Consider the following 25,896-nt stretch of genomic DNA (forward strand, 5'->3'; position numbering starts at 1 on the left):
CGCCGGCCGTCGGCCGGCACTACCCGGGAAATCGTTATGAAACACGCTTCTTTGATTCTCTCCGTCGCAGTTGCGCTCTCGCTTGCCGGCTGTGCCACCCTTGAACCACGGAGCACCGAGGTCGCCCCTGCGATTCCCGCGCAGTGGCCCGTCAGCACGGTGGCCGATGCGTCGGCCACCCCGGTCGCCGATATCGGCTGGCGCGACTTCTTCGTCGACCCGCGCCTGCAGGCGGTGATCGGCCAGTCGCTGGACAACAACCGCGACCTGCGCGTGGCCGTGCTCAACGTCGAGCGCGCCCGTGCGCAGTACCGCATCCAGCGCGCCGACCGCGTGCCGGCGATCGCCGCCCAGGGCCAGATGACCCGCAGCGGCGGCGACGCGCCGGTGACCGAGCAGTTCAGCGCCAATCTGGGCGTGGTCGAGTTCGAGCTGGATCTGTTCGGCCGCGTGCGCAATCTCAGCCAGGCGGCGCTGCAGCAGTATTTCGCCGAGGCGGCCAACCGCCGCAGCGCGCAGTTGTCGCTGGTGGCCGAGGTTGCCAATGCCTGGCTGACACTCGGCGCCGATGCCGAGCAGCTGCGCATCGCCCAGGCCACGCTGGCCACCTATGAAGACTCGCTGCGCCTGACCGAAGCGCGGCACCGTCTGGGCGGTGCCTCGGCGCTGGAGCTGAGCCAGACCCGCACGCTGGTGGAAACCGCCCGCACCGATGTCGCGCGCTTCGGAGGACAGGTCGCGCAGGACCGCAATGCGCTGGTGCTGCTCGCAGGCGGTCCGATCGACGAGGCACTGCTGCCGCAGGGTGAAATCACCGAGGTCGCGGCCGTGCAGCCGCTGCCGGCCGGCGTACCGGGTGATGTGCTGCTGCGGCGCCCGGATGTGATGGCCGCCGAGCACACGTTGATGTCGGCCAATGCCAACATCGGCGCGGCGCGCGCGGCGTTCTTCCCGTCGATCAGCCTGACCGGCAGTGTCGGTTCGGCCTCGTCGGAACTGTCCGGCCTGTTCGACAGTGGTACGCGTGTGTGGAGCTTCATTCCGAAGCTGAACCTGCCGATCTTCCAGGGGGGCAAGCTGCGCGCGAACCTGGGCATGGCCACTGCCGATCGCGATATCGCGTTGGCGCAGTATGAAAAGGCCATCCAGTCCGGCTTCCGCGAGGCAGCCGACGGACTGGCGTTGAACCGCAGCCTGGCCGAGCAGCTGCAGTCCCAGCAGGCACTGGTGGCAGCGGCCGATCAGGCGCAGCAGCTGTCGCAGGCCCGCTACGATGCCGGCCTGGACAGCTTCCTGACCCTGCTCGATGCGCGCCGCACCGCCTACAGTGCGCGCCAGTCGCTGGTCACCACGCAGCTGGCGCAGCAGTCCAATCAGGTGGCGCTGTACAAGGTGCTGGGCGGCGGCTGGCACGAGCGCGGCTGAGCACGCCGGTACGACGGGGCGGTTACACCGCCTCGTCGTCCCGCCGCATCGGATGGCCGGATGCGCGCACGCGCTCCAGCGCATCGCCGGCTTCGCGCGCCATGCGCTCGTATTCGCGGCGGATCTCTTCCAGCCGTTCCTCGTCCAGTTCTTCCAGATCGAGAAGTTCGTTGTTCGCCTCGGCGTTGGCGCGGATCAGCTCATCGAGCTTGATCTGGATCGCGGCGGTGTCCGCGTTCTGGCTGTGCTGGATCAGGAACACCATCAGGAAGGTGATGATCGTGGTGCCGGTGTTGATCACCAGCTGCCAGGTGTCGTTGAACTTGAAGATCGGGCCGCTGGCGCCCCAGATCACCACAATGGCCAGCGCGCCGAGGAACGTCCACGGCGTTCCTGCGGCATAGGCCGCCTTTTTGGCGACCAGGTTGAACACGCGTCGGAGTGTCATGCGGCACGGCAGGGTGGTTGCGGTGCCCCATCATGGCCAGGCGCGCTGTGCAGGCGGCGTGCAGCGCACGCGACGTGTTCGCGCGACGTGGATCAGGCGCGCGCGCCCAGGCGCGGTCGCGAGGCCAGGTCCTGGCGACCTGCACGGTAGACGTGTTCCCAGCACTGCTCGACGAAGTCGCGGGCCTGGTCTTCGCTAAGGCGCGGCATGATCTGCAGTGCGTAGTGGGTCTGGAAGGATTCGTCGCGCTGTTCGTCGCTGGCCCGGGGCTGGGTGATCAACGAATCGCAGGCGAATTTGATCCACGGTACGTAGTGCCCGAAGGAACCGGAGCCCAGCGTGCCGTCGGCGTGGCGCTGACGCCAATGGCCGACTTCGGCGTCGACGTCGATCACGGCGGGGATGGAAAGCGAGGCGGATGACATGGTTGCGTCGATATGGAAGGAGGGAGTCAAGAGTGCGTAATACCGGGTGCATGCGACGTCATGGCGATGTCGAGCCGGTGTGGCGGCCATCGCTGAAAGATTCAGGGCACGCGCTGCCGAGCAGTTGCGCGTGGGCAACGACGCCAAGGCGCTCGGCCAGCGTGGCGAGCTGGTTGCATACGTCGATGCAGCGCTTGGGGTGGGAAAGCATCAGCTCGTTCTGGATGGCCTGGTAGGCACTCCAGAAGGGCGCGGAGTTGCGGTGGCGGGTGTAGGACGCCTGCAGTTGTTCCCAGGCGAGTGTCATGTCCGGTTCGACGGCGGCGGTGCGGGATATTCGGGCGTTCATGGCGTCTCCTCGACGATGCAGCCCCCTGTGCATCCACCATAGGCGGTCAACGATGCCCATTTGTTACTGCCGCGTGTTCAGGGGGGGCGGCACATGTGCGCACCGTGTCGCGTTCTGCCGCGCAGACGCTGCTGGCACAACGCGTTTGCCCCGCCGCCGGCAACTGAAGCGTTCATAACGCCGTTCCGCAGCGGGGCGCCGACGGAGCACGGGCGCGCCCGAATGCCGCAGCGCGCCGTGGATCGGACGCTGTTACTCGCCGATGTCTTCGTTCCAGACCTCGGGATGGGCCGAGATGAATCCGCCGAGCAGGTCGATGCAGGTCTGGCTCTGCATGTCGATCACCTTCACGCCATTCTCGCGCAGCCACTCGATGCCGCCCTGGAAGGTGACCGATTCGCCCACCACCACGGTGCCGATGTTGAACTGGCGCACCAGGCCGCTGCAGTACCAGCAGGGGGCCAGGGTGGTGACCATGATGGTGTCCTGGTAGCGGCGCTGGCGGCCGGCCTTGCGGAACGCGTCGGTTTCGCCGTGAACCGAGGGGTCGCCTTCCTGCACCCGTCGGTTGTGGCCGCAGCCGAGCAGGCGGCCGTCGTTGTGGTACAGGGCCGCGCCGATCGGGATGCCGCCTTCGGCCAGGCCCTGGCGGGCTTCGGCGATGGCGGTTTCGAGCAGGGCGGCGTAGTCGGGGGTGGTGATCATGGTCGGTCCGGTAAACAGGAGTGGCCATGATAGGCGGTGGGTGCCGCAGCGTGGCCAGCGGTGCGATAATCGGGGCCATGAGCGAATCCCCCTACAAGACCGGTACCACCCATTTCGGCTTCCGCGATGTCGCCGCCAAGGACAAGCAGAAGCTGGTGGGCGAAGTGTTCACCTCGGTCGCGCGCAGCTACGACCTGATGAACGACCTGATGAGCCTGGGCATCCACCGGGCCTGGAAGCGCTACTACGTGGCCACCGCGCAGGTGAAACCGGGCGACCGGGTGCTCGACCTGGCCGGGGGCACTGGCGACATCGCCGCGCTGATCAAGGAGCGCGTGGGTGAGGACGGTGAAGTGGTGCTCGGCGACATCAACGCCGGCATGCTCTCGGTGGGCCGCGACCGGCTGACCAACCGGGGCCTGGTGTCGGGCCTGCAGTACGTCCAGTGCAACGCCGAGGCGCTGCCGTTCCCGGATGCCAGCTTCGATCTGGTCACCATCGCCTTCGGGCTGCGCAACGTGACCGACAAGGACGCCGGCCTGCGCGAGATGTACCGCGTGCTCAAGGTCGGCGGTCAGGCGCGGGTGCTGGAGTTCTCCGAGGTCACTGCCGACTGGTTCAAGCCGATCTACGACTTCCACTCGTTCAAGATCCTGCCCAAGCTGGGCCAGCTGTTCGCGCGCGACGGCGACAGCTACCAGTACCTGGCGGAGAGCATCCGCAAGCACCCGCCGCAGGAACAGCTCAAGACCATGATGGGCGAGGCGGGTTTCGCACGCTGCCACTACAAGAACCTGACCGGCGGCATCGTCTCGATCCACTCCGGCTACAAGGTTTGAGACCCAGTTCCGGTTCCCGCTGAGGGAGCTCGGCGACACTGCGGGCAGGCTGTCGGAGAGGGCCTGCCATGCGTCTTTACCGCGGGCTGACCCGCGTGTTCCGCCGTTCGTTCAGCGCCAAGCTGATGGCGGTGGTGTTCGTTGGCGTACACGTGCCATTGCTGGTGCTGCTGCTGTGGATGGCCGTCAGCGGCCACGACGCGCACGCCACCCTGTGGCCGGTGGTGGGGGTGGTGCTGGGCGCCACCGTGGTCGGTACGGCGATGGCGATGCTGGCGCTGTACCGGCTGATGGCGCCGCTGCGCCAGGCAGCGGACGCGCTGGAGGCCTACTACGACGAGCAGCGCCTGCCGCACCTGCCCGACCTGGGCCACGATGAGATCGGTCGCCTCCTGCGCAGCATCAACCGCAACCTGCACGGCGTCGATGCCGGCCTGCGCGATCTTCGCCGCAACGTGCTGCTGGACCCGCTGACCCTTGCCTTCAACCGCCGCGGCTGCGAGCAGGCGCTGGCCGATGCGGCGCGGTTGGCGCAGTCGCGGAGGCAGCCGTTGACGCTGTTCGTGGTCGATCTGGACAACCTCAAGCCGATCAACGATGCGCACGGCCACCTGGCCGGCGACCAGGTGCTGGTGCGGCTGGTGGACTCGGCGCGGGCCTGGTTGCAGCCCGGCGAGTGGATCGGCCGCTGGGGCGGCGACGAGTTCCTGCTGGCGGTGCAGGGCCAGCACGAGGCGGCATGCGGACGGCTGCGGCAGTGGCTGGCCGGGCTGGCGGCCGAGGGCGCGGCGATGCCGCTGCGGGCCAGCGCGGGCGGAGCGGCCTACCGGCCGGGCGAGGATCTGCGCGAGCTGTACCGGCGCGCCGATGCGGCAATGTACCGGGCCAAGTACGCAGGCGGAGCACGGCTGCTCTGCGAGGGCGACTGAATAGGGGAGGTGGGGGGTAAACTGGTGGTTTCACCCCGATCGGTCCCGTACATGCGATCTCCGTTCCTGCTGATTCCCCTGGCCGTCGCGCTCGCCGCCGGCTGTTCCAAAGAGCCTGCCGCGCCCACCGCCGACCCCGCCGCCCAGACGCCGAGCGCCACCGCCGTGAAAGCCGACAACCGCAGCCACGACGAAAGCTCCTACGCCGAGCCGGACAAGGTCGTCATCAAGGACCTGGCGCTGGATCTGAAGCTGGATTTCGACAGCAGGCAGATTGGCGGCACCGCCACCTACACCTTGGAGTGGAAAGACAAGGCGGCCAAGCAGCTGGTGCTGGATACCCGCGAGCTGACCGTGGAAAAGGTCGAGGCGCTGGGTGCCGACGGCAAGGCGTCGCCGCTGGCCTTCGTGCTGGCGCCGGCAGACAAGGTGTTCGGCAGCAAGCTGAGCATCGAGGCGCCGGAGCAGCCGGCCAAGGTGCAGATCACCTACCACACCGCGCCGACCGCCTCGGGCCTGCAGTGGTTGGAGCCGTCGATGACCGAGGGCAAGCAGCTGCCCTTCATGTTCAGCCAGTCGCAGGCCATCCACGCGCGTTCGTGGGTGCCGCTGCAGGACACCCCGAGCGTGCGTTTCACCTACGCCGCGCACGTGGTGTCGCGCCCGGACGTGATGGTGCTGATGAGCGCCGACAACGATCCCAAGGCCGCGCGTGACGGTGATTACACCTTCAAGATGCCGCAGCCGATCCCGTCCTACCTGCTGGCCATCGCCGCCGGTGACCTGGTGTTCGAGCCGATTTCCGGCCGCTCCGGCGTCTGGGCCGAACCGACGATGGTCGGCAAGGCGGTCAAGGAGTTCGAGGACACCGAGAAGATGATCGGTGCCGCCGAGAAGCTGTACGGCGAGTACCGTTGGGGCCGCTACGACATGCTCGTGCTGCCGCCGTCGTTCCCGTTCGGCGGCATGGAGAACCCGCGTCTGACCTTCGCCACCCCGACGGTGATCGTGGGCGACAAGTCGCTGGTGTCGCTGGTGGCCCATGAGCTGGCGCACAGCTGGTCCGGCAACCTGGTGACCAATGCGAGCTGGAAGGACATCTGGCTCAATGAAGGTTTCACCACCTACGTGCAGGGCCGCATCACCGAAGCGCTGTATGGCCAGGAAATGGCCGAAATGGAGCGTGAGATCGACCAGAACGACCTGCTCGCCGAGGTCAAGGACATGAGTCCGGCCGACCAGGCGCTGGCGCTGCCGCCGCTGACCGAACGCGATCCGGACGAAGCGCTGAGCAACGTGGCCTACGTCAAGGGCTCGTGGTTCCTGCAGTTCCTGGAGCAGCGCTTCGGCCGCGAAACCTTCGATCCGTTCCTGCGTGGCTGGTTCGATGACCATGCCTTCCAGAGTGCGAACACGGACCAGTTCGTTGCGTACCTGAAGAAGAACCTGCTGCCGAAGAAGCCGGGCGCCGTCACCGACGCCGAACTGAAGGCGTGGCTGGACGAGCCGGGCATCCCGTCGTTCGCGACCAAGGCCCGCTCGCGCAACTTCTCCATCGTCGACACCGCGCGCATTGCCTGGGATGGCAGTGGCACGCTGCCGACCCAGCAGATCACCGGCGAGTGGGGTACCCAGGAATGGGTCCACTTCATCGACGGCCTTGGCAAGACCCTGCCGGTGGAAAAGCTGGCCGCGCTGGACAAGGCCTACCACTTCACCGGCACGGCCAATGGCGAAATCGCCATGCGCTGGTACCCGCTGGCGATCCGCAGCGGGTATGCCGAGGCCAATGAGGCCGCCGCAGCGTTCATCGAGCGCGTCGGCCGTCGCAAGCTGATCCTGCCGATCTACGCCGAACTGGTGAAGACCCCCGAAGGCCTGGTGCTGGCCAAGGCCGCCTTCGAGAAGGCCAAGCCGGGCTACCACCCGATCACCACCGCCTCGGTGCAGGACATGCTGGACAAGGCAGGCAAGTAATCCCGATGGCCGGCCGGCGAGGTCGGCCCATCGGCGTCACGCGATGCAATGCCTGAAAACGACGGGGAAACCCGTCGTTTTCGTTTGTTCGGCAGCGGTGGGCGCAACCTCGGTAAACTCGGGGAAAACTCCCGAACCGGACGTCTGCAATGAAACGACTGATCCTCATCGCGGCCTGCACGCTGGCCCTGGCTGCCTGCAGCAATCCCGAAGAAGAGCGCAAGGCACAGGCCGCCGCCGCTGCCGCTGCCAAGGCGCAGCAGGAAGCGAAGGCCGAAGGCGTGGCCAAGCAGTACGACATGGCGGTGGCCGCGCAGGACTGGGAGCGGGCACGCATCCACGGCGGATCGCTGCTGGACCAGTACAAGGACACCGACGTGGCGGCACGGATCGAACCGGGCTATGCCGAGGTGAAGGCCAAGGCCGAGGCCGCGCGCGAGCTGCGCCGCATGCAGGCCCTGTGGCAGTACAACCAGATTCCGGTGGGCAAGGGCACGCAGTTCTCGGCGCAGATCTACAGCAAGGAGCGCGTGGACGTGGACGGCAGCGGCGCCAAGACGGTGCAGCTGGTGTTCCGCGACCACCCCAAGTGGGAACGGCATGCCTACCTGGTGCTGCAGGCCGGCGACTTCCGCTGCCCGCAATGCAAGGTGCAGGTCAGCGTGGACGGCGGCAAGCCGATCGCGATGGCGGCCTGGCGCCCGCGGACCGACGAGGCCATTGCGATGTTCATCACCGATCAGAAGGCGCTGTGGAAGCTGGCGCGCAAGGCCAAGGTGATCAGCATCGAGTTCCCGGTCAAGGCCGGCGGCACCCGCACGGCGGTGTTCGAAACCGGCGGGCTGGATACCGCCCGCATGCCCAAATGGTGGGAGTGACCGTGGGCGATGCCACGCGGCCGGTAGCGGCGCCCCTGTCGGCGATCCGCCATTGGGTGTTCGATATGGACGGCACTCTGACCGTGGCGATGCACGACTTCGACCGGATCAAGCGCGCGCTGGGCATTCCGATCGAGGAGGACATCCTGGTCCACCTGGCCGGGCTGCCGGCCGAGCAGGCCACCGCCCGGCATGCCTGGCTGCTGGAGCACGAGCGGGCGCTGGCCGAGGTCGCGCAGCCCGCCCCGGGCGCGGTGGCACTGGTGCGTGCGCTGCAGTCACAGGGCTGCCGGCTCGGCATCCTGACCCGCAATGCGCGCGCGCTGGCCGAGGTGACGCTGCAGGCGATCGGGCTGGGCGACGCGTTCGGTGTGGACGACATCATCGGCCGCGACGAGGCCGAGCCGAAGCCGTCGCCGGCCGGACTGCTGCACTTCGTGCGGCGGTGGCAGGTGGACCCCGCGCAGGTGGTGATGGTGGGTGACTACCGCTTCGACCTCGAATGCGGTCGCGCGGCGGGCACCCGCACCCTGCTGGTCAATGCCCCCGACAACCCGTGGCCAGGCATGGCCTGCTGGCACCTGGCCGATTGCCGCCAGGTACTGGAAACCTGGCAACGCCCGTAGAGCCGGGGTCTACCCGGCTGCCGTCGGTGCGATGGCCGCTCCACCCGGTGCCGCGCAGCGCACGGCCATCGGGCGGATGCGGCGTCTGCCGTTACGCGTTCAGCGCGTAACCGAACTGCTGCTTGAACTGCTCGTTGAACTCATCGAAGGTGAAACGCTGGTTCTGCGTGCCCGGGTGTTCGACCTTCAGCGCGCCCATCAGGTTGCCCATGCGGCCGATGGTCAGCCAGTCGTAGCCCTTCTCGATGCCGTAGATCAGGCCGGCGCGGAAGGCGTCGCCACAACCGGTCGGGTCGACCACGCGGCGCTCGTGCGCCGGCGGGATGTCGTAGGTCTTCTCCGGGGTGTGGATGACCGCACCCTTCGGGCCGCGGGTGGTGATGTAGGCCTTGACCCGGCTCACGATCTGCTTTTCATCCCAGCCGGTGCGCTCCTGCAGCAGGTTGGACTCGTAGTCGTTGACCACCACGTAGTCGGCCTGCTCGATGAACGTGCGCAGTTCCGGGCCGTTGAACAGCGGCATGGCCTGGCCCGGGTCGAAGATGAACGGAACGCCACCGTCGAAGAATTCCTGCGAATTCTGGATCATGCCTTCGCGGCCGTCCGGGCCGACCAGGCCCAGGGTCACGCCCGGCACGTCCTTCACGTGGTTCTCGTAGGACCGCATCATCGCGCCCGGGTGGAAGGCGGTGATCTGGTTGTTGTCGTGGTCGGTGGTGATGAACGCCTGCGGGGTGAACAGCTCGTCGATCACCTTGACCCGGCTCAGGTCGATGCCCAGGCCCTGGAAATATTCGCGGTAGGGGCCGAAGTCCGAGCCCACGGTGCCCATCGGGATCGGCTCGCCGCCCAGCAGGTGCAGGTTGTAGGCGATGTTGCCGGCGCAGCCGCCGAACTCGCGGCGCATGCGCGGGACCAGGAACGACACGTTCAGGATGTGGACCTTGTCCGGCAGGATGTGATTCTTGAACTGGTCCGGGAACACCATGATGGTGTCGAAGGCAAGAGAACCACAGATCAAAGCGGACATCGATTAAGGCCTATGCGGAAAGGGTGTTGAGGCCCGTCGGGCGGGCAACGAAACGGCGCCCTCGGGCGCCCTGCGGCGCAAAGGTTAACGGGTGAGACGCCACAGGGCCAGAACCCGGGCTGTCCGGATTGGGCTGAATGGCCGTGAAGGCTGGCTTTGCACCAGATTTGTCCTTGCTCGCGCACAGGGGGATTGCTAGGCTTGTCGGCCTCGAATTCTGCCCATTTTTTCGCCATCCCGCGTTGGGCGCGACACCCCTCAGGATCAACTCCCAGATGTTCAAGAAACTGCGTGGCATGTTCTCCAATGACCTGTCCATCGACCTGGGCACGGCCAACACCCTCATTTACGTACGTGGGCAGGGGATCGTGCTGAACGAGCCGTCGGTCGTGGCCGTGCGCCAGGACCGCGCCATCGGTGGCACCCGTTCGGTTGCCGCGGTCGGCGCCGAGGCCAAGCAGATGCTGGGCCGTACCCCGGGCCATATCACCACCATCCGCCCGATGAAGGACGGCGTCATCGCCGACTTCACCTACACCGAGGCGATGCTCAAGCACTTCATCAAGAAAGTGCACAAGTCGCGCTTCCTGCGCCCGAGCCCGCGCGTGCTGGTCTGCGTCCCGGCCGGTTCGACCCAGGTCGAGCGCCGCGCGATCAAGGAATCGGCTGAAGAGGCCGGGGCGCGCGACGTGTTCCTGATCGAGGAGCCGATGGCCGCCGCGATCGGTGCCGGCATGCCGGTGACCGAGGCGCGCGGTTCGATGGTCATCGACATCGGCGGCGGCACCACCGAGGTGGCCGTGATCTCGCTGAACGGCATCGTCTATTCGGCGTCGGTGCGCATCGGCGGCGACCGTTTCGACGAGTCGATCACCAACTACGTGCGCCGCAACCACGGCATGCTGATCGGTGAAGCCACCGCTGAGCGCATCAAGGTCGAGCTGGGCTGCGCCTACCCGCAGGCCGAAGTGATCGAAATGGAGATCTCCGGGCGCAACCTCGCCGAGGGTGTGCCGAAGATGATCAAGATCAGCTCCAACGAGGTGCTCGAAGCCCTGCACGAGCCGCTCTCGGGCATCGTCAGCGCGGTCAAGCTGGCGCTGGAGCAGACCCCGCCGGAACTGTGCGCCGACGTCGCCGAGCGCGGCATCGTGCTGACCGGTGGTGGCGCCCTGCTGCGCGACCTGGACCGTCTGATCTCCGAGGAAACCGGCCTGCACGTGCAGGTGGCCGACGACCCGCTGACCTGCGTGGCCCGGGGTGGCGGCCGTGCGCTGGAGCTGGTGGACATGCACGGCAACGAGTTCTTTGCGCCGGAATAAGCCGTACCGGCCCTGTTCCAAGGACGCGCCCCTGCGGCGTGATGCCGGTGGCGTGCGCGCCACGCCGGGCATCGCAGCGCTGGGGCGTTGTCGCATCCCCAACACCTTTTCCAGTCGAAGCCTGTCGTGCCGCCCTATGCCGGTCCTCCCGTAGCCTCCCGCCAGGGTGATGCCAGCAGCCCCCTGCGGCTGCTTGCCTACCTGGCCCTGGCCATTGTCCTGATCGTGCTCGACGACCAGGCCGGCTGGCTGGCGCGCCTGCGCGCGCAGGCCAATGTGCTGGTGCAGCCGGTGTGGGCCCTGGCCGGATTGCCGGGCAGGCTTGGCACCCAGGTCAAGGACAACGCGGCCAGCCACGGCCAACTGGTGGCCGAGAACCGCGAACTGCGCAACCAGCTGCTGATCGCCAATGCGCGCCTGACCCGCCTGCAGACCGCCGCGCTGGACAACGCCCAGCTGCGCGAGCTGCTGAACGTGGCCGAGCGAAGCGGCCTGGACGTGCAGCTGGCGCCGATTCTGGACATCGACCTGGATCCGGTGCGCCAGCGCCTGGTGCTGGCCGCAGGCACCCGCGACGGGGTGCACGTGGGCCAGGCGGTGATCGACGCAGGGGGCCTGATGGGACAGGTGATCGCCACCACCGGCAACAGCGCCACGGTGCTGCTGCTGACCGATCCTGACCACGCCGTGCCGGTCACCGTCGCGCGCAATGGCGTGCGCCTGATCGTCTACGGGCGTGGCGATACGCTGGAACTGCGCGACATCCCGCTCAGCGCCGGTGTCGAAGTAGGCGACGAGATCGTCACCTCGGGCCTCGGCGGTCGGTTCCCGGCCGGTTTCCCGGTGGGCAGCATTACCGCGCTGCGCCCGGACGACACCCATGCCTTCCTGGTCGGCGAACTCAAACCGGCCGCCCAGCTCGACCGGGGCCGCGACGTGCTGCTGCTCAGGCCCGGTGCTGCCATCCACGTTCCGCCGAACCTGCCGCTCTCCGAAGCCGCCGGCGGCCCGGCGGCCGCACCGGCCACCCTCCCGGCCTCGGCCCCGCCGGCCGCCACCCCGGCCGTGCCGGCCGCTGGCCGGCAACCGCAGCCCTCTGTCCCAGCCCCGGCCCCGGCCCCGGCATCGCCGGCCGTCGCGCCCCGCGAAACGGACGCAACGCCGCCGGAGGAACAGCGATGAGCCGCCTGCGCGACAAACCCTGGGTGCTGCCGGTCAGCCTGGTGCTGGCCCTGTTGCTGGGCCTGCTGCCGCTGCCGGCGCTGCTGCAGCCGCTGCGGCCCTACTGGCTGGCGCTGGTGCTCGCCTACTGGGTGATCGAGGCGCCCGACCGGGTCGGCCTGGGTATCGCGTTCGCCAGCGGCGTGGTGGCCGACCTGCTGTACGGCGGGGTGCTGGGCGAGCAGTCGCTGCGCCTGGTCATGCTGACCTTCATCCTGCAGCGCTTCCGCGCGCGGATCCGTTTCTTCCCGATGTCCCAGCAGATGCTGGCCATCGGCGGGCTGCTGTTCAACGACCGCATCGTCAGCGCGGTCGTGCACATCGTGGTGGGCGAGCCGACCCTGCCGTGGTCGTACTGGTGGGCGCCGCTGCTGGGCATGGGGCTGTGGCCGCTGGTGTTCGTGCTGCTGGACGCCGTGCGTTTCGGACGTCGCGGGCGCTGACATGCACATGCGTCGCCAGGCCAAGAACCCCCATGCCGAGGCCGAGCAGTTCCGGCGCCGCGCCGCGCTGGGCTTCCTCGGCGTGCTGGTGTGCCTGATCGGGCTGGGGGCCTGGTACTTCAAGCTGCAGGTGCTCGACCACGACATCTACGCCACGCGCTCGGAAGCCAACCGGATCAAGCCACGTCCGGTGGTGCCGGGGCGCGGAATGATCTACGACCGCAACGGCCGGCTGCTGGCCGAGAACGTGCCTGCGTTCCGGCTCGACATCACCCCGGACAAGGTCAAGGACATGGACGCCACCCTGGCCGGGCTGGCGACGATCCTGGACCTGAGCCCGGAAGACATCGAGACCTTCAACAAGTCGCGCAAGGCGCGCCGCAGCTTCCTGCCGGTGACGCTGAAGCTGCGTGTCACCGACGAGGAGATGGCGCGCTTCGCGGTGGACCGCTGGCGGTTCCCGGGGGTGGAGCTGGAGCCGTACCTGACCCGGCGCTATCCCTACGGTGACCTGTTCGCGCACATCATCGGCTACGTCGGCCGCGTGGACGACAAGGATCTGGAAATGCTGGGCGAGGGCAACGCCGCGCTGACCCACATCGGCAAGTCCGGGCTGGAGCGCTATTACGAGGCGCAGCTGCGCGGCAAGGTGGGCTACGAGCAGGTCGAAACCAACGTGCAGGGTCGTGCGATCCGCACCATCGGCCGGGTCGCCGCCCAGTCCGGCAGCGACCTGCGACTGTCGATCGACGCCGATCTGCAGCGCGCGATGGTGGCCGCCTTCGGCGACTTCGAAGGCGCAGCGGTGGCAATGGACCCGCGGACCGGTGAAGTCCTGGCGATGGTCAGCCTGCCGTCCTACGACCCCAACCTGTTCGTCAACGGCATCTCCCATGCCGACTTCAAAGCGCTCAACGACAACCCCTCGCGGCCGCAGTTCAACCGTCTGGTGCTGGGTGGCGTGGCGCCGGGTTCGACCATCAAGCCGCTGATCGGTTTGGCCGGCCTGGACAGCGGCGTGCGCAAGCCCGAGGACAAGATCCTCTCCACCGGTATGTTCTACCTGCCCGGCACCTCGCGCGGCTGGGGCGACGCCAACCGTGGCGGGCATGGCTGGACCGACCTGCGCAAGTCGATCACCCAGTCGGTCAACACGTACTACTACAGGCTGGCGCTGGACATGGGCATCGAGCGCTTCGACCAGTACATGGGCTACTACGGCTTCGGTGCGCCCACCGGTATCGACCTGACCGGCGAGATCGGCGGCATCCTGCCCTCGCCGCAGAACAAGTACAAGGCGCGCAAGGAGCGCTGGTACCCGGGCGACACGGTCAACGTCAGCATCGGACAGGGCGACTGGAAGGTCACCCCGCTGCAGCTGGTGCATGGGGTGGGGGGCATCGGCAACGGCCAGCTGCGCACGCCGCACCTGGTGATGCAGGAGCGCGCCGGATTCGACGCCGAGTGGACCGCCGTGGAAGCCGGTCCGACCAAGCCGATCAGCCCCAACGCCAGCAACCTGCAGGCAGTGCGCGAAGGCATGATGGGCACCATGCGCCCAGGCGGCAGCGGTGCGCGCGCGGCGGCCGGCGCGCCGTACACCATCGCCGGCAAGACCGGTACCGCGCAGGTGATCAGCCGCCGCGGTACCGCCGCCGTCAATCCCAAGAGCCTGCCGCTGCACCTGCGCCACCGCTCTCTGTTCGTCGGCTTCGCGCCGGCGGAAAACCCGGTGATCGCGCTGGCGATCGCGGTCGAAGGCGGCGGCTACGGCGGCTCGGCGGCCGCGCCGATCGCCCGCAAGCTGTTCGACGCCTGGCTGCTCGGCAAGATGCCCGACGGCCTGGAGCCGCTGGACAGCGAGCGCGGCACCACCGCGATCGGCATCACCGCCGTTGACGGCGGCGATGTCAACGTGCGCCAGGCCGGCGACGCGGCGGCGGCCGCGCTGGCGCTGCTGCCGGTGCAGGTGGGGGTGCCTGCCGCGCCCGAGCCTGCGCCGCTGCCCACGCCGCTGCCGGGTGCACCGCTTCCGCCTGCGGCCGCCCCGCCCACCGCGCCGGAGCGCAGCCGATGAACGTGTTCCTGCGCTGGGCCACCGACATGGCGGTGCGCTTTGTCAGCACCCTGGACTGGGTGCTGTGCCTGGCCTTGGGCGCGCTGATGCTGATCGGCCTGGCGGTGCTCAAGAGTGCCGGCGGCGATGGGCTGGTGTTCGCGCAGGGCGCGCGCTTCGTGGTGGGTCTGGCGGCGATGTGGGCGATCTCGCGGGTGCCGATCCTGCGCATCCGCTCGGCCACGCCGCTGATCTATGCCGTGTCGATGATCCCGCTGCTGGCGGTGTTCGTGCTCGGCACCGGCAAGTACGGTCGCCAGTGGCTCGACCTGAAACTGTTCTACCTGCAGCCGGCCGAACTGCTCAAGGTCAGCCTGCCGATGATGGTGGCCTGGTACCTGCACAAGATGCCGCTGCCGCCGCGTTTCTCCACGGTGATGGTCAGCGCGGTCATCATCGGCGTGCCAACCGGGCTGGTGATGCTGCAGCCGGACTTCGGTACCGGCGTGCTGATCGCCGCCAGCGGCGCGTTCGTGCTGCTGCTGGCCGGGCTGCCGTGGTGGTGGGTGGGCGTAGCCGTCGGCGGCGTTGCCGCTGCCGCGCCGGTGGCCTGGATCTGGCTGCTGCGGCCGTATCAGAAGGACCGCATCATGATGTTCCTGGACCCGGAGATGGACGCGCTCGGCGCGGGCTGGAACATCATCCAGTCCAAGATCGCGATCGGCTCGGGGGGCTTCGATGGCAAAGGCTGGGGGCAGGGGTCGCAGTCGCACCTGAACTTCATTCCCGAGCAGACGACCGACTTCGCCTTCTCCGTGCTCAGCGAAGAATTCGGCTGGATCGGCGTGGCCGTCGTGCTGGCGCTCTACCTGGTGGTGATCGGGCGCTGCCTGTGGATCGCCAGCCAGTCACGCGACTCCTATTCGCGGCTGCTGGCCGGTGCCACCGGCCTGGCGTTCTTTGTCTACGTGCTGGTCAACGGCGGGATGATCTCCGGCCTGCTGCCCGTGGTCGGCGTACCGATGCCGCTGATCAGCTACGGCGGCACCTCGGCGGTATCGCTGCTGGCCGGCTTTGGTCTGGTGATGGCCGCGCGCACCTACAACCCGGTGCACGGCGGCTACGGCTGAGCGTGACGGCGTCCGCGCCATCGCTTCCTGTGCCCGCCACGGCCAGGGGGGTCGTCATGTGCACGTTTCACGACGAATGACGGTGGTGACGTTTTTCACCTTTCGCGTCCGCCTGGCGAACGCCCTGTTGCCCTGATCCGGCTGGAGAGCCCTGTCCTGCAATGAGCCGTTGCCGGGACACACGCAGCGGGTTGCCGCGGCTCGTATCAATCTTTCCGGCGCTGACGCCTGTGGCGGGTTGCTGCGCGGTGAACGGCTGTCGCAGGCTCCGCCACCACGAAGTCCTCCAGGATGGCGATGCGCAGGCAATGGATGGTGATGGGTGACCTGACCAGCCGCAGCGGACGGGTGATTACCGGTTCCCCGTTCACCGACATCGAGGGCCTGGCCGTCGCACGTGTGGGCGACCGCGCCACCTGCCCGCTGCACGATGGGATTTTCCCGATCGTTCAAGGCGATCCGACCCTCCTCATTGACGGGCAGCCAGTGGCGCTGCACGGTCACCGCATCGCGTGCGGATGCCAGCTCCTGTCCACCCGGCAAACGCTGGTGTATGTGGAGGACGACCTGGGCGAGTCCAGGTCGGCTGCGCCAGCGGTACCGCCAGTGGCAGCCCCGTTCGACAAGCCTGCGGTCTGTCTGCCGTGCCTGTTGGCGGCCGCCTTCAACGGTTCGCCATTGCTGGCGCGCGCATGAGCAGCCCGGCAGCGTTCGCGCTGGTGGATAGTGCGGCCGCGCCGTGGCTGATCGTGTTGCCGGCAGGGAGTATCCAACGTCCTGTCCACCACTGGATGAACAGCCTGGGACAGAGTGCGGCCGGCGTCACCACGCTGACCGCGAGCGTTCCGTTCGGGGTGCTGTTCCAACATCTGCAGGCGCAGCTGGATATCGCGCTGCCCGATGGCAGCCTGGCCCTGATGCGCTTCTATGATCCCCGCGCATGGTTGCGCTACTGCGATGTCCTGACCACGCTGCAGCGGCTGACCCTGCTTGGTCCGGTACAGGAATGGCAGGTGACCGTGCAGGGCCAGTTCTGGCGCGTCAGCCGCGCCGACCTGGAGCGAACACAGGAGGCCGTCGATGCTGCAGCTGAGCGCTGAGCAGTACGCCGCGTTGTGCCTGCCCGACGCGGGCGGCTTCGCGGCGCCGCTGGCGGCAGAAACCCGGCGCGATTTCCCTGCAGAGACCGCCGGGCGCAGCGATGCCGACCTGCAGCTCGAAGTGGGCACCAGCTACCGGTACGCGGTCTCGGCGCTGCGCATCACCCACCTGCCCGTGCTGGTGCGCTGGGTGAAAGCCGATGTTGCCTGGGCGCGCGGCCTGCGCGACCAGGCGATCACCGCAGTGTGGTTCAACGAAACCGGCACCCCCCAACGCCACCGCCGCCGATCTGCTGGCATTGCTGGCGGCCGCACCGCTGGCCGACTGAAAGGAGCTGTGGATGAGCGCACTTCCGTTCCCGATACCCCCGCCACCGGTGATCCCGCCCGGCGGTTGGGACCCTACCCGCGAGGCTCCAGGCCGATTGCCCGGCGAGAGTCCCGGCAGAGCGTCGGATGGCCCAACCTTGGGCGAGGTCTGGAAACGGATCAAGGAAAGCGTCGGGGTGAAGCCCGAGGCCAAGGTGGAACCACGCGTGGAAGCCCAGCCGGCCGATTGCTCCCAGGCCCGCAACCAGAATGAGTGCAACGCCTGCAAGCTGACGCAGGGCAGTCTTGTCGTCCAGCCCCACACCATTCCAAACAGCCAACACCGCAGCTATGCGTACCAGCTGCGTATCGCCAATCACCTGGCCGGGCCGGAGCAGTTTGCCATCGTCGCTGGCGGGACGGTCACGGAGCGGGCGTTGGCGAAGCTGCAGCGCGAGAAGTACACCATCTACGTCTCCGAATGGATGCACGGTGGCATCCGGTTCGATGGCTTCTGGAGGGGGCCATGCACTGCTGTTGAGGCGAAGGCGTATTACAGGCAGTTCTTCAACAGTGATGGCGAGCTGCAGTTCTGGGCAGCCTTCGATCCGAAGACAGAGACCATCGAGGAGAGCTGGATCAGGCAGTTCAACTCGCACCACGCGCATGTCACCACGCTGGGGCCGCCTGCCAGGCTTGAATGGCATTTTCTGGAAAGTGGAGCTGCGCATGGCCAATGCCGGCTTGCTGGACATCATCGATCCGCCGCTGTTGTAGCAACGGGCCGCTCTCCTGCGGTTCCACGCCTGTCGACAGGTCACCGGTTTTCGGGCGTACCTGGGCATTGGTCGGGCCGACGACACCCGTGGCGCAGGCGATGCCGGGCGACCGGCCAGCGCATGGCGAGGGGCGCCAGTGGACGCATCGTCAACGAATCCCACAAAAAGTGAGAAGTGGCGCACAGATACGATGCTACTTGATCCTGATCAATGGACTTGTCGCAATCGGCCTGCACAATGACGGCCCGCCAGCAACGACGCGTCGAGCCAAGCGATGCGCAGGGGAGTTTGGCGGGGAGCAGTTGACCTCATGGGCACATGGGGCGAGGCGCGCGCTGGGGAGATGCGCGCCGCGCCGGTGCCGACCTGGTCGGTTTGGCCGGTTGCGTCTGCGGGGATGGGGACGCAACCGGCAAGACCTTACGGCCGCCATCGGTCCAGATGAATGGGGCACCCTCGAACCGGCAATCCAGTTGACGCCGCAATTCGTTGTGATTCATGGTGTTAGGGGTTTTAATTCATCCATGACCTGCTAACCTGCCTCGATGATTCGACGCACTCTGGCCTGCATGCTCACGCTCGGTTTGGTCGCCTGCGCGACCCAGCCGCCTTCTCCCGCTCCGTCGCCGCAGGCCTCGGATGCCCCGAACAAGCCCGCCCACGGGCACAAGGGACCGGCCGAAGCCGCGCCGGAAGCGGCGGCTGCCACGGCGCCACCGGTCGACCTGACCCCGGTGCCGTTCGAGGTCGCACGCGCCCGTTTCGTCCGTGATACCGCCGCGCGCTACGGCATTCCTGCCGCGCACATCGAGGCCACCCTGGCGCAGGCGCAGATCCGCGATCCGATCATCGCCGCGATGTCGCGCCCGGCCGAACGGGTCAAGCCGTGGAACGAGTACCGGCCGATGTTCATCAGCCAGGCGCGTATCGACGGCGGCCGGGCCTTCCTTGCCGAACACCGCGGCGAACTGATGCGGGTGCAGGAACGCACCGGCGTGCCGGCCGAGGTGATCGTGGCGATCATCGGCGTGGAAACCAGCTATGGCCGCAACACCGGCAGCTACCGCGTGCTCGACGCGCTGTACACGCTGGCCTTCAAGTATCCGCGCAGCGGCGACCCGGCCAAGCTGGAGCGCGAGGTGCGCCGCGAGCTGTTCTTCCGCGATGAGCTGGCGCGTCTGTTCGCGCTGACCCGCGATGAAAAGCTGGACATTCTCTCGATCAAGGGCAGCTACGCCGGCGCGATGGGCATGGGCCAGTTCATGCCGTCCAGCTACCTGGACTACGCGGTGGACGGCAACGGCGATGGCCGCCGCGACCTGTTCACCAGCTACGACGACGTGTTCTCCTCGATCGCCAATTACTTCGTCAGGAAGGGCGGCTGGGTGCGCGGCGGTCCGGTCGCGGTACCGGCCACCCTGCAGGCCGGTCGCGAGCCGTTCGATCCCACCGACTGGACCCCCACCTGGACCCTGTCCGATCTGGCCCAGCGTGGCTACCAGCCCGGCATGCCGGTCGCCGCCGGCCTGACCGCAACGCCGATCACGCTGGAAGCCAGCACTGGCAAGCAGTACTGGCTGGGCTTCCAGAACTACTACGCGATCACCCGTTACAACCTCTCGAAAATGTATGCGATGGCCGTGTACCAGCTTTCCCAGGCCATCGCCGGACAGGAGCTGCCGCCGGCATGAACGCAACCGCACGCTTCAGATGGCTGATCCCGGGGATGTTGATACTGGCGCTGGCCGCCTGCAGCAGTGCGCCGAAGAAACCGGCCGCCGGCATCGGGGGCAGCAAGCCCGCCGGGACGGTGGTGCAGGGCAAGGGCAAGGGCGGGCGTCCGGCGCATTGCCCCGACGGCTCGCCGTACGCGGCCGCCGCCGAGGACCCGTCCACGCGCGGCGATTACCGCGCCGGCGGCCTGTACAAGCCCGGCGTCAATGACAGCACGCCTACCTATATTCCCAATGTGGCCTGCATTCCCGAGCCGGAGGTGGTCGACCTGCCGCGCTCGCCGGTGGGCAACAAGTCGCCGTACGTGGTGCTGGGCAAGCAGTACGAGGTGATGGACAGAACCGCTGGCTATGCCGAGAAGGGGACCGCGTCGTACTACGGTGCCAAGTTCCACGGGCGCCTGACCTCCAACCGCGAGGTGTACGACATGTACGCGTTCACCGCCGCGCACAAGACGCTGCCGCTGCCGAGCTTCGCGCGGGTCACCAACCTGGACAACGGCGAGTCGGTGATCGTGCGGGTCAACGACCGTGGCCCGTTCCACGACGGCCGGGTGATCGACCTCAGTTATGCCGCCGCCGTGCGCCTGGGCATCACCCAGCGCGGCACCGGCAATGTGGAGGTGCGCGCGCTGAGTCCGGGCCAGGACAACCTGCTGGCGTCGGCCGACAAGCCGTCGCGGCGTGAGCGCCGCGAGGCCGCCACGGCGGCCAGGGCGAGCGAGATGGACGCGCTGGTCGGCAAGCTGCCGGCCGCGGCAGCGGCCACCGCCCGCACGCCCCCCAAGGCCGGGGCCGAGGCCTACCGGTACCGCGTGGCCGACAGCGCCAAGCCGGGCAACGCGGACAACTTCGATGCCTGGATGCGCGACAACGGCGTGCGCGTGGCGACCGGCAAGCCGGCGGCGACCCAGGCTGCACCGACCGACAGTGCGCCGGTGAGCGTGGCCGCGTTGCCCGCCGCCGCGCCCCGGGCACCGATGCCGGTGGCTGCCGCGCCGGCACGTCCGGCCGCCGGCGCCAGCCTGCCACAGCAGGTGCTGGGCAGCGTGCTGTTGCAGGTGGCCAGCTTCGCCAGCCGCGACAACGCCACGCGCGCGCTGGGCCAGCTGTCCTCGGCAGGCATCGCCGGGGCCAGCCTCAGCGACATCGTCAGCGGCGGTCGCACGCTGTGGCGCCTGCGGGTGCCGGCGCCCGACCATGCCAGTGCCTCGGAACTTGCCGGCCGCATTGCCGGTCTGGGCTTCGGGGCGCCGCAGATCGTCAAGGACTGACCTTCACGCCGGCATGCGGTCTGCACCGCGTGCCAACGCTCCGTGGGCCTACAATGGCCGTTCTCCTTCCCTCTCCCCTTGGCGCCCTCCAGGAGCTTGCTGTCCGATGAAATTCCGCTTTGCCGCCGTTGCCATGACCACGACCCTGTTCGTGGGCCTGGTTTCCGCCCAGACTCCCCTGCCGACCCCGGCGCCGACGCCCGCACCTGCGGCCGCCCCGGCGACGGTAGCCACGCCGCCGGCTCCCGTGCCGAGCGTTTCCAAGGCCTGGGTGCTGATGGATTACGCCACCGGGCAGGTGCTGGCCGGTGAGAACGCGAACGTGCAGTTGGCCCCGGCCAGCATCACCAAGGTGATGACCTCGTACGTCATTGCCGCAGAGGTCAAGAACGGCAAGGTCCGTCCCGACGACCAGGTGATGATGACCGAGCGCGCCTGGCGCGAAGGTGGCGCCGGCACCGACGGCAGCTACAGCGGCTTCCCGGTCAACCAGACCGCGCGTCTGGAAGACATGGAAAAGGGCATGGCGATCCAGTCCGGCAACGATGCCGCGATCGCGCTGGCCGAGCACGTGGCTGGCAGCGAAGAAGCCTTCGCATCGCTGATGAACAGCTACGCCGCCAAGATCGGGATGAAGGACTCGCACTTCGTCAACGCGCACGGCCTGAGCGCGCCGGGCCACCACAGCACCGCCTACGACCTGGCCCTGCTGGGCCGTGCGATGGTGCGCGACTACCCGGAGACCTACGCCTACAACAAGGTGAAGGAATTCACCGTCGGCAACATCACCCAGCCCAACCGCAACCTGCTGCTGTGGCGCGACCAGAGCGTGGACGGGATCAAGACCGGCCACACCTCCGAAGCGGGTTACTGCCTGATGAGTTCGGCGCAGCGTGGCGACCAGCGTCTGATCGCCGTGGTGCTGGGCGGCAGCTCGGAGAAGCAGCGCGCCGACGACAGCCTGGCGCTGTTGAACTGGGGCTTCCGCTTCTTCGAGACGCACCGCATGTACGAGCCCGGCAAGGTCGTGGCCGAGCACAAGGTGTGGAAGGGCAAGGCCGACAACGTGCAGCTGGGCGTGGCGCAGCCGCTGCTGGTGAGCGTGCCGCGCGGCCGTTACAACGACCTGAAGCCGAGCATTGACGTGCCCAAGACGCTGGAGGCGCCGTTCACCGCGGGCCAGCAGATCGGCACGCTGAAGGTGATGCTGGACGGCAAGGTGGTCGCGCAGGCCCCGCTGGTCGCCGTGGCGGCAGTGGAAGAGGCCGGCTTCTTCAAGCGCCTGTGGGACAGCTTCTGGATGTGGTGGGAATCGGAATGACGCGGTAGAGCCGACCGTGGGTCGGCTGCCCGGTGTGCCGGCGGCATGAACGCCGGCGACAGGCAAAAAAAGACCGGCCGATGCCGGTCTTTTTTTGTGCCGGCCAGCGGTCGGCATCGGCTGGTGTGGCGTGCCTCAGAGCGAGCGGCTGATGGTGAAGCTGCCAAACACCGGCGCTTCCTTCTGGCCGTCGAACTCGCGGGTGCTGTGATAGCGGGCGAGGGCGAATTTCCAGCGGCCGCGCATGACCGCCAGACCGTAGCCGAGCTGGCCCACGACGTGGCGCTTGTCCACGCTGTGGCTGTTGCGGAACGTATTGCCGTCCAGAGTGATGTCGCGGATCACCCAAGCCACATCGCTGGTGCCGAACAGGTGCCAGGACCAGCCGCCGGGCTTGCCGCCGCGGGTGGGGGCGGTGTTCTCGCCGGCCGGGCGCAGCGGGGTGCTGCCGAAGTCGTCGGGGAGCTTCCAGCCGAAGCGCACTTCGGCACCGCCGTTGAGGTGCGTGGCGAGGTTGCCCACCGCGCCGCCGTAGTGGCTGATGGCATCCCAACCCCAGCCGCCGGCGTTCATGCCCGCATCACCGGGCCAGCGGCGCATGCGCTCGTGGGTCAGCATGAAGACCGGTTCGTTGTGCAGCTGGTTGTCCCAGCCCTGGAACTTCTCGTCGCCGAGCAGCTCGTGAACCGCGTTCTGCACCTGTTCGCCCTGCGCCCACGGCCCGACCACGCCCAGCGAGAGCTGGGTGGTCTGCAGGCGGTCGCCGCGGCGGGCGTTGTAGCCGAAGCTGGCGATCAGCACACCGGCATAGGGACGGTCGTCTTCGATCAGATCCTTCCGGGTGAAATCGGTCGGAGTAAAGATGCCCTGGGCGAGGCTGAAGATCATGTTCTGCTGCTCGAACTCACCGGGATGCAGCGATTCGAGGTGCTGGTTCACCCAGCGCGCCATGCGCGGCAGGCAGGGGTCGTCGGTGTAGTCGACCAGGTTCGGCGAGACCAGGGTCAGCTGGGCGCCGTTGGTATAGCCCTGGTCCTGGTCCTTGCCGCCGAACAGATCGTTGTCGACGCGGAAATTGACCTGGGGCGGATGCTCGCGCATCGCGTCGGGGCCGCACGTGGGGGCGGCATGGGCGGCAACGCAGAGGGTGGAGGCCAGAAGGCCGGACAAGGTACGTGCTGCGGCGGTGCGCTTGGGGTGTGCGGGCATGGGCAAGCTGCTTTTTCTGTCGTCTTTTGCGGACATACGGTACAGCCAGCGGTGGACCGGATCGACTACGCGATCGTCACCGGTCTGTTGCGAAACGCAGGGTTTTCCGGCCGTGGCCGCTTCTGCGGCCCGCCGCCATCGGCGCGGACTCCCGTGCCGACGCCGGCGAGTCAGCTCCCGTTGTGGTTGGAGGGCCTTTGCCATATCCTCCGCCGTGGCGTCAGGGGACGCCGCAAAAGGATTCGAGTCTGCGCAGGCAGGCCCTTCTCAACCCACGGATCGCGCTTGGCCTTCAATGGCAGCGCTGGATGACACACATGATCAAATCGCATTCGTTCGCCCACCTGCTGGCGTGCGCCACGTTGGGCGCGGGCCTGATGACCGTCAGCACGCCGGCGTCGGCCGGCCTGCGCGACGCCTTTGGCAGCCGCGCCTCCGCGCAGGAGCAGAGCAAGGCCGGCCAGGCCGAGATTCCCGTATGCAGCAAGCCGCTGGGCACCATCGCGGTGATCGAGCCGGAGGATGTGGTGAACTGGTGGACAGGCCAGCAGTTGCCGGCACCGTCGCGCCTGATCAAGGTGTTCGTCAGCAAATCCAAGTGCTTCACGCTGGTGGACCGGGGCGTGGGTCTGGCTGCCTCCCAGGCCGAGCGTGCCCTGGCCGCCGACGGTGAGCTGCGCGGCCGCTCCAATGTCGGCAAGGGTCAGATGCGTGCCGCCGACTACGTGCTGATTCCGGACCTGATCTCGCAGAACAGCGATGCCGGCGGCAGTGCCATCGGCGGCCTGATCAGTGGCCTGGTGGGGAGCAAGGCGGGTTCGGTGGCCAGTGGCCTCAACCTGCGCAGCAAGACCGCCGATGTGACCTTGAGCCTGACCGATGTGCGGTCCTCCGAACAGGTGGCCGTGGTGGAGGGCAATTCCAAGAAGACCGACCTGTCCTGGGGGGCTCGCGGCAGCCTGTTCGGCGGTGGCGGCCTGGGCGGCATGGGCGTGGGCGGCTATGCCAACACCGAAATCGGCCAGGTGATCACGCTGGCCTATCTGCAGGCCTACACCAATCTGGTGGCCGAGCTCGGCGGCCTGTCCGGCAACCCGGCCGCGTCCAATGTCAGCCAGGCCGTGACCATGCTCAAGCCGGGCCGCCTGCTGGCCAATGCCAAGGGCACCGGTGCGGCCGTGCGCTCGCTGGAGCCGGGCATGCTGCTGTATCCCACCGGCGTCAAGGAAGGCGCGATGTGGGAAGTGGAAGACGAAATGGGCAACAAGGGCTGGGTCAACTCCACCCTGATGGAACTGGCCCGTTGATCCGGCAGGGAGGTGGCGGCTGACCGGCCGTCACCTTCACGCAGCCTCTTGGGTTTGGTGCCCGGCGACCCGATAATGGGCGCATGGAGATCAAGTCTGACAACCCCGACCACGGCTTCCAGTTCCCCGGCCAGTTTGAACTCAGCGCCATGGGCGCGGCTGGCAAGGAGCTGGAACGCGAACTGCCGCGCCTGCTTGAGCTGGCCGGTCTTGAAGTACTGACCGAGCGGGTCAGCTGGAAACACTCGTCCAACGGCAAGTATGTGTCGGTGCGGCTGGTGTTCAAGGCCGACAACCGCGAACAGTACGACGCTGCCCACACCGCCCTGCGCGATCACCCGGAAGTGAAGTGGACGCTGTAGGCGCCTGCTCCACCGCATCTGCCCCGGGCACCCGGGCGGCGCAGCCGGCATGGGTGCGCGACCTCGGCCGCCAGCCCTACGCGCCGGTCTGGCATGCAATGCAGCGTTTCACCGATGCCCGTACCGACGACACGCCCGACGAGCTCTGGGTGGTCGAGCACGACCCGGTGTTCACCCTGGGCCAGGCCGGCAAGGACGAGCACGTGCTGGCCCCCGGCGATATCCCGGTGCTGCATGTGGACCGCGGCGGCCAGGTGACCTATCACGGTCCCGGGCAGCTGGTGGTGTACCCGCTGCTGCAGCTGCGGCGGCTGGGCATCGGTGTGCGTGACTACGTCTGCCGGATCGAGCAGGCGATCATCGACACGCTGGACGAATGGAATATCGGCGCTGAACGGCTGGACGGTGCGCCGGGCGTCTATGTGGGCGGGGCCAAGGTGGCCGCGCTGGGCATCCGGGTCCGCCGTGGCTGCACCTTCCACGGGCTGTCCTTCAACGTGGCGATGGACCTGGAGCCGTTCCGCCGCATCAACCCCTGCGGCTATCAAGGGCTGCAGGTGACCTCGGTGCTAGACTTGGGGGGACCGTCCGGCATGGCGGCCGTCACGCCGGTACTGCTGGGCCATCTGGCCCGCCAGTTCGGCCTGGACCTCCAGCCCGCCACCGAATTGCCCGATCTGACAGACGCGGCCTGAACGC

General features: G+C 67.9%; 27 protein-coding genes. 21 read left to right on the forward strand and 6 right to left on the reverse strand.

Annotated elements, in window-relative coordinates; translation table 11 throughout:
- Window positions 1-36: 36 nt before the first annotated feature.
- The gene (locus OC534_RS00495; protein ID WP_153164794.1) at window positions 37-1,425 is read left to right on the forward strand and encodes an efflux transporter outer membrane subunit; all 1,389 of its coding nucleotides are present in this window, start codon (window positions 37-39) and stop codon (window positions 1,423-1,425) included.
- 22 nt (window positions 1,426-1,447) lie between these two features.
- On the opposite strand, the gene OC534_RS00500 is transcribed toward OC534_RS00495, so the two are convergent.
- The 4 genes from OC534_RS00500 to OC534_RS00515 form a co-directional block, all read right to left on the reverse strand.
- Window positions 1,448-1,873 (reverse strand): low affinity iron permease family protein, encoded by a 426-nt coding sequence (locus OC534_RS00500; RefSeq protein ID WP_017356649.1) that lies wholly within the window; start codon window positions 1,871-1,873, stop codon window positions 1,448-1,450.
- A 92-nt stretch (window positions 1,874-1,965) separates the two neighbouring features.
- A complete protein-coding gene (locus tag OC534_RS00505) occupies window positions 1,966-2,298 on the reverse strand; it encodes a hypothetical protein (RefSeq protein WP_017356648.1) in 333 nt (110 codons plus the stop codon).
- 58 nt (window positions 2,299-2,356) lie between these two features.
- A complete protein-coding gene (locus OC534_RS00510) occupies window positions 2,357-2,647 on the reverse strand; it encodes a hypothetical protein (protein ID WP_017356647.1) in 291 nt (96 codons plus the stop codon).
- Between the two features lie 252 nt (window positions 2,648-2,899).
- Window positions 2,900-3,352, reverse strand: coding sequence for a nucleoside deaminase (locus OC534_RS00515; protein WP_017356646.1), 453 nt, complete (start codon window positions 3,350-3,352; stop codon window positions 2,900-2,902).
- Between the two features lie 77 nt (window positions 3,353-3,429).
- Here OC534_RS00515 and ubiE point away from each other — a divergent pair, with 77 nt between their 5' ends.
- The 5 genes from ubiE to OC534_RS00540 all read left to right on the forward strand — a co-directional run bounded on the left by ubiE (window position 3,430) and on the right by OC534_RS00540 (window position 8,601).
- On the forward strand, window positions 3,430-4,191 hold the full coding sequence (gene ubiE, locus OC534_RS00520; protein ID WP_017356645.1) for a bifunctional demethylmenaquinone methyltransferase/2-methoxy-6-polyprenyl-1,4-benzoquinol methylase UbiE: 762 nt from the start codon (window positions 3,430-3,432) through the stop codon (window positions 4,189-4,191).
- Between the two features lie 68 nt (window positions 4,192-4,259).
- Window positions 4,260-5,120 (forward strand): GGDEF domain-containing protein, encoded by an 861-nt coding sequence (locus OC534_RS00525; RefSeq protein WP_262071201.1) that lies wholly within the window; start codon window positions 4,260-4,262, stop codon window positions 5,118-5,120.
- 51 nt (window positions 5,121-5,171) lie between these two features.
- Entirely contained in the window at window positions 5,172-7,097 is a 1,926-nt protein-coding gene (locus OC534_RS00530; RefSeq protein ID WP_262071202.1) for a M1 family metallopeptidase, read from the forward strand.
- Window positions 7,098-7,246: 149 nt separating this feature from the next.
- Window positions 7,247-7,975: a hypothetical protein gene (locus OC534_RS00535; protein ID WP_136005157.1), complete on the forward strand. Its 729-nt coding sequence runs from the start codon at window positions 7,247-7,249 to the stop codon at window positions 7,973-7,975.
- A complete protein-coding gene (locus tag OC534_RS00540; RefSeq protein ID WP_136005154.1) occupies window positions 7,963-8,601 on the forward strand; it encodes an HAD family hydrolase in 639 nt (212 codons plus the stop codon). Before OC534_RS00535 ends, OC534_RS00540 begins: the two co-directional genes overlap by 13 nt.
- Window positions 8,602-8,692: 91 nt before the next feature.
- Here the strand turns inward: OC534_RS00540 and OC534_RS00545 are convergent, their stop codons facing one another.
- Window positions 8,693-9,631 carry a carbohydrate kinase family protein gene (locus OC534_RS00545; RefSeq protein WP_017355499.1) on the reverse strand — a complete coding sequence of 313 codons (939 nt, stop codon included), beginning with the start codon at window positions 9,629-9,631 and terminating at the stop codon, window positions 8,693-8,695.
- Between the two features lie 275 nt (window positions 9,632-9,906).
- On the opposite strand from OC534_RS00545, the gene OC534_RS00550 reads away from it, so the two are divergent.
- The 12 genes from OC534_RS00550 to OC534_RS00605 all read left to right on the forward strand — a co-directional run bounded on the left by OC534_RS00550 (window position 9,907) and on the right by OC534_RS00605 (window position 22,319).
- Window positions 9,907-10,953 carry a rod shape-determining protein gene (locus OC534_RS00550; protein ID WP_017355500.1) on the forward strand — a complete coding sequence of 349 codons (1,047 nt, stop codon included), beginning with the start codon at window positions 9,907-9,909 and terminating at the stop codon, window positions 10,951-10,953.
- Between the two features lie 126 nt (window positions 10,954-11,079).
- A complete protein-coding gene (gene mreC / locus OC534_RS00555) occupies window positions 11,080-12,135 on the forward strand; it encodes a rod shape-determining protein MreC (RefSeq protein WP_262071203.1) in 1,056 nt (351 codons plus the stop codon).
- Window positions 12,132-12,617: a rod shape-determining protein MreD gene (gene mreD / locus OC534_RS00560; RefSeq protein ID WP_136005149.1), complete on the forward strand. Its 486-nt coding sequence runs from the start codon at window positions 12,132-12,134 to the stop codon at window positions 12,615-12,617. Before mreC ends, mreD begins: the two co-directional genes overlap by 4 nt.
- A 1-nt stretch (window position 12,618) precedes the next feature.
- On the forward strand, window positions 12,619-14,694 hold the full coding sequence (gene mrdA, locus OC534_RS00565; RefSeq protein ID WP_153164789.1) for a penicillin-binding protein 2: 2,076 nt from the start codon (window positions 12,619-12,621) through the stop codon (window positions 14,692-14,694).
- Complete coding sequence (rodA, locus tag OC534_RS00570) at window positions 14,691-15,803, forward strand: rod shape-determining protein RodA (RefSeq protein WP_136005145.1); 1,113 nt, start codon at window positions 14,691-14,693, stop codon at window positions 15,801-15,803. Before mrdA ends, rodA begins: the two co-directional genes overlap by 4 nt.
- Before the next feature lie 291 nt (window positions 15,804-16,094).
- The gene (locus OC534_RS00575) at window positions 16,095-16,499 is read left to right on the forward strand and encodes a PAAR domain-containing protein (RefSeq protein ID WP_262071204.1); all 405 of its coding nucleotides are present in this window, start codon (window positions 16,095-16,097) and stop codon (window positions 16,497-16,499) included.
- Window positions 16,496-16,903: a DUF4123 domain-containing protein gene (locus OC534_RS00580; RefSeq protein ID WP_136005142.1), complete on the forward strand. Its 408-nt coding sequence runs from the start codon at window positions 16,496-16,498 to the stop codon at window positions 16,901-16,903. Before OC534_RS00575 ends, OC534_RS00580 begins: the two co-directional genes overlap by 4 nt.
- Window positions 16,884-17,486, forward strand: coding sequence for a hypothetical protein (locus OC534_RS00585; RefSeq protein WP_262071205.1), 603 nt, complete (start codon window positions 16,884-16,886; stop codon window positions 17,484-17,486). The genes OC534_RS00580 and OC534_RS00585 overlap by 20 nt, the downstream gene beginning before the upstream one ends.
- The gene (locus OC534_RS00590) at window positions 17,440-18,162 is read left to right on the forward strand and encodes a restriction endonuclease fold toxin 5 domain-containing protein (protein ID WP_262071206.1); all 723 of its coding nucleotides are present in this window, start codon (window positions 17,440-17,442) and stop codon (window positions 18,160-18,162) included. Before OC534_RS00585 ends, OC534_RS00590 begins: the two co-directional genes overlap by 47 nt.
- A gap of 374 nt (window positions 18,163-18,536) precedes the next feature.
- Window positions 18,537-19,682: a lytic murein transglycosylase B gene (mltB, locus tag OC534_RS00595; protein ID WP_136005134.1), complete on the forward strand. Its 1,146-nt coding sequence runs from the start codon at window positions 18,537-18,539 to the stop codon at window positions 19,680-19,682.
- On the forward strand, window positions 19,679-20,998 hold the full coding sequence (locus OC534_RS00600; RefSeq protein ID WP_136005131.1) for a septal ring lytic transglycosylase RlpA family protein: 1,320 nt from the start codon (window positions 19,679-19,681) through the stop codon (window positions 20,996-20,998). The genes mltB and OC534_RS00600 overlap by 4 nt, the downstream gene beginning before the upstream one ends.
- Window positions 20,999-21,104: 106 nt before the next feature.
- Entirely contained in the window at window positions 21,105-22,319 is a 1,215-nt protein-coding gene (locus tag OC534_RS00605) for a D-alanyl-D-alanine carboxypeptidase family protein (protein ID WP_017354319.1), read from the forward strand.
- Between the two features lie 135 nt (window positions 22,320-22,454).
- Here OC534_RS00605 and OC534_RS00610 read toward each other — a convergent pair whose 3' ends face one another.
- Complete coding sequence (locus OC534_RS00610; RefSeq protein ID WP_017354320.1) at window positions 22,455-23,528, reverse strand: lipid A deacylase LpxR family protein; 1,074 nt, start codon at window positions 23,526-23,528, stop codon at window positions 22,455-22,457.
- A gap of 317 nt (window positions 23,529-23,845) precedes the next feature.
- Here OC534_RS00610 and OC534_RS00615 point away from each other — a divergent pair, with 317 nt between their 5' ends.
- The 3 genes from OC534_RS00615 (at window position 23,846) to lipB (ending at window position 25,892) form a co-directional block, all read left to right on the forward strand.
- A complete protein-coding gene (locus OC534_RS00615) occupies window positions 23,846-24,835 on the forward strand; it encodes a CsgG/HfaB family protein (protein ID WP_017354321.1) in 990 nt (329 codons plus the stop codon).
- An 83-nt stretch (window positions 24,836-24,918) separates the two neighbouring features.
- A complete protein-coding gene (locus OC534_RS00620; RefSeq protein ID WP_017354322.1) occupies window positions 24,919-25,197 on the forward strand; it encodes a DUF493 family protein in 279 nt (92 codons plus the stop codon).
- Entirely contained in the window at window positions 25,185-25,892 is a 708-nt protein-coding gene (lipB, locus tag OC534_RS00625) for a lipoyl(octanoyl) transferase LipB (RefSeq protein WP_017354323.1), read from the forward strand. The genes OC534_RS00620 and lipB overlap by 13 nt, the downstream gene beginning before the upstream one ends.
- Window positions 25,893-25,896 lie beyond the last annotated feature (4 nt).

This window comes from Stenotrophomonas sp. Marseille-Q5258 (assembly GCF_946900935.1).
Lineage (GTDB): Bacteria > Pseudomonadota > Gammaproteobacteria > Xanthomonadales > Xanthomonadaceae > Stenotrophomonas > Stenotrophomonas nematodicola.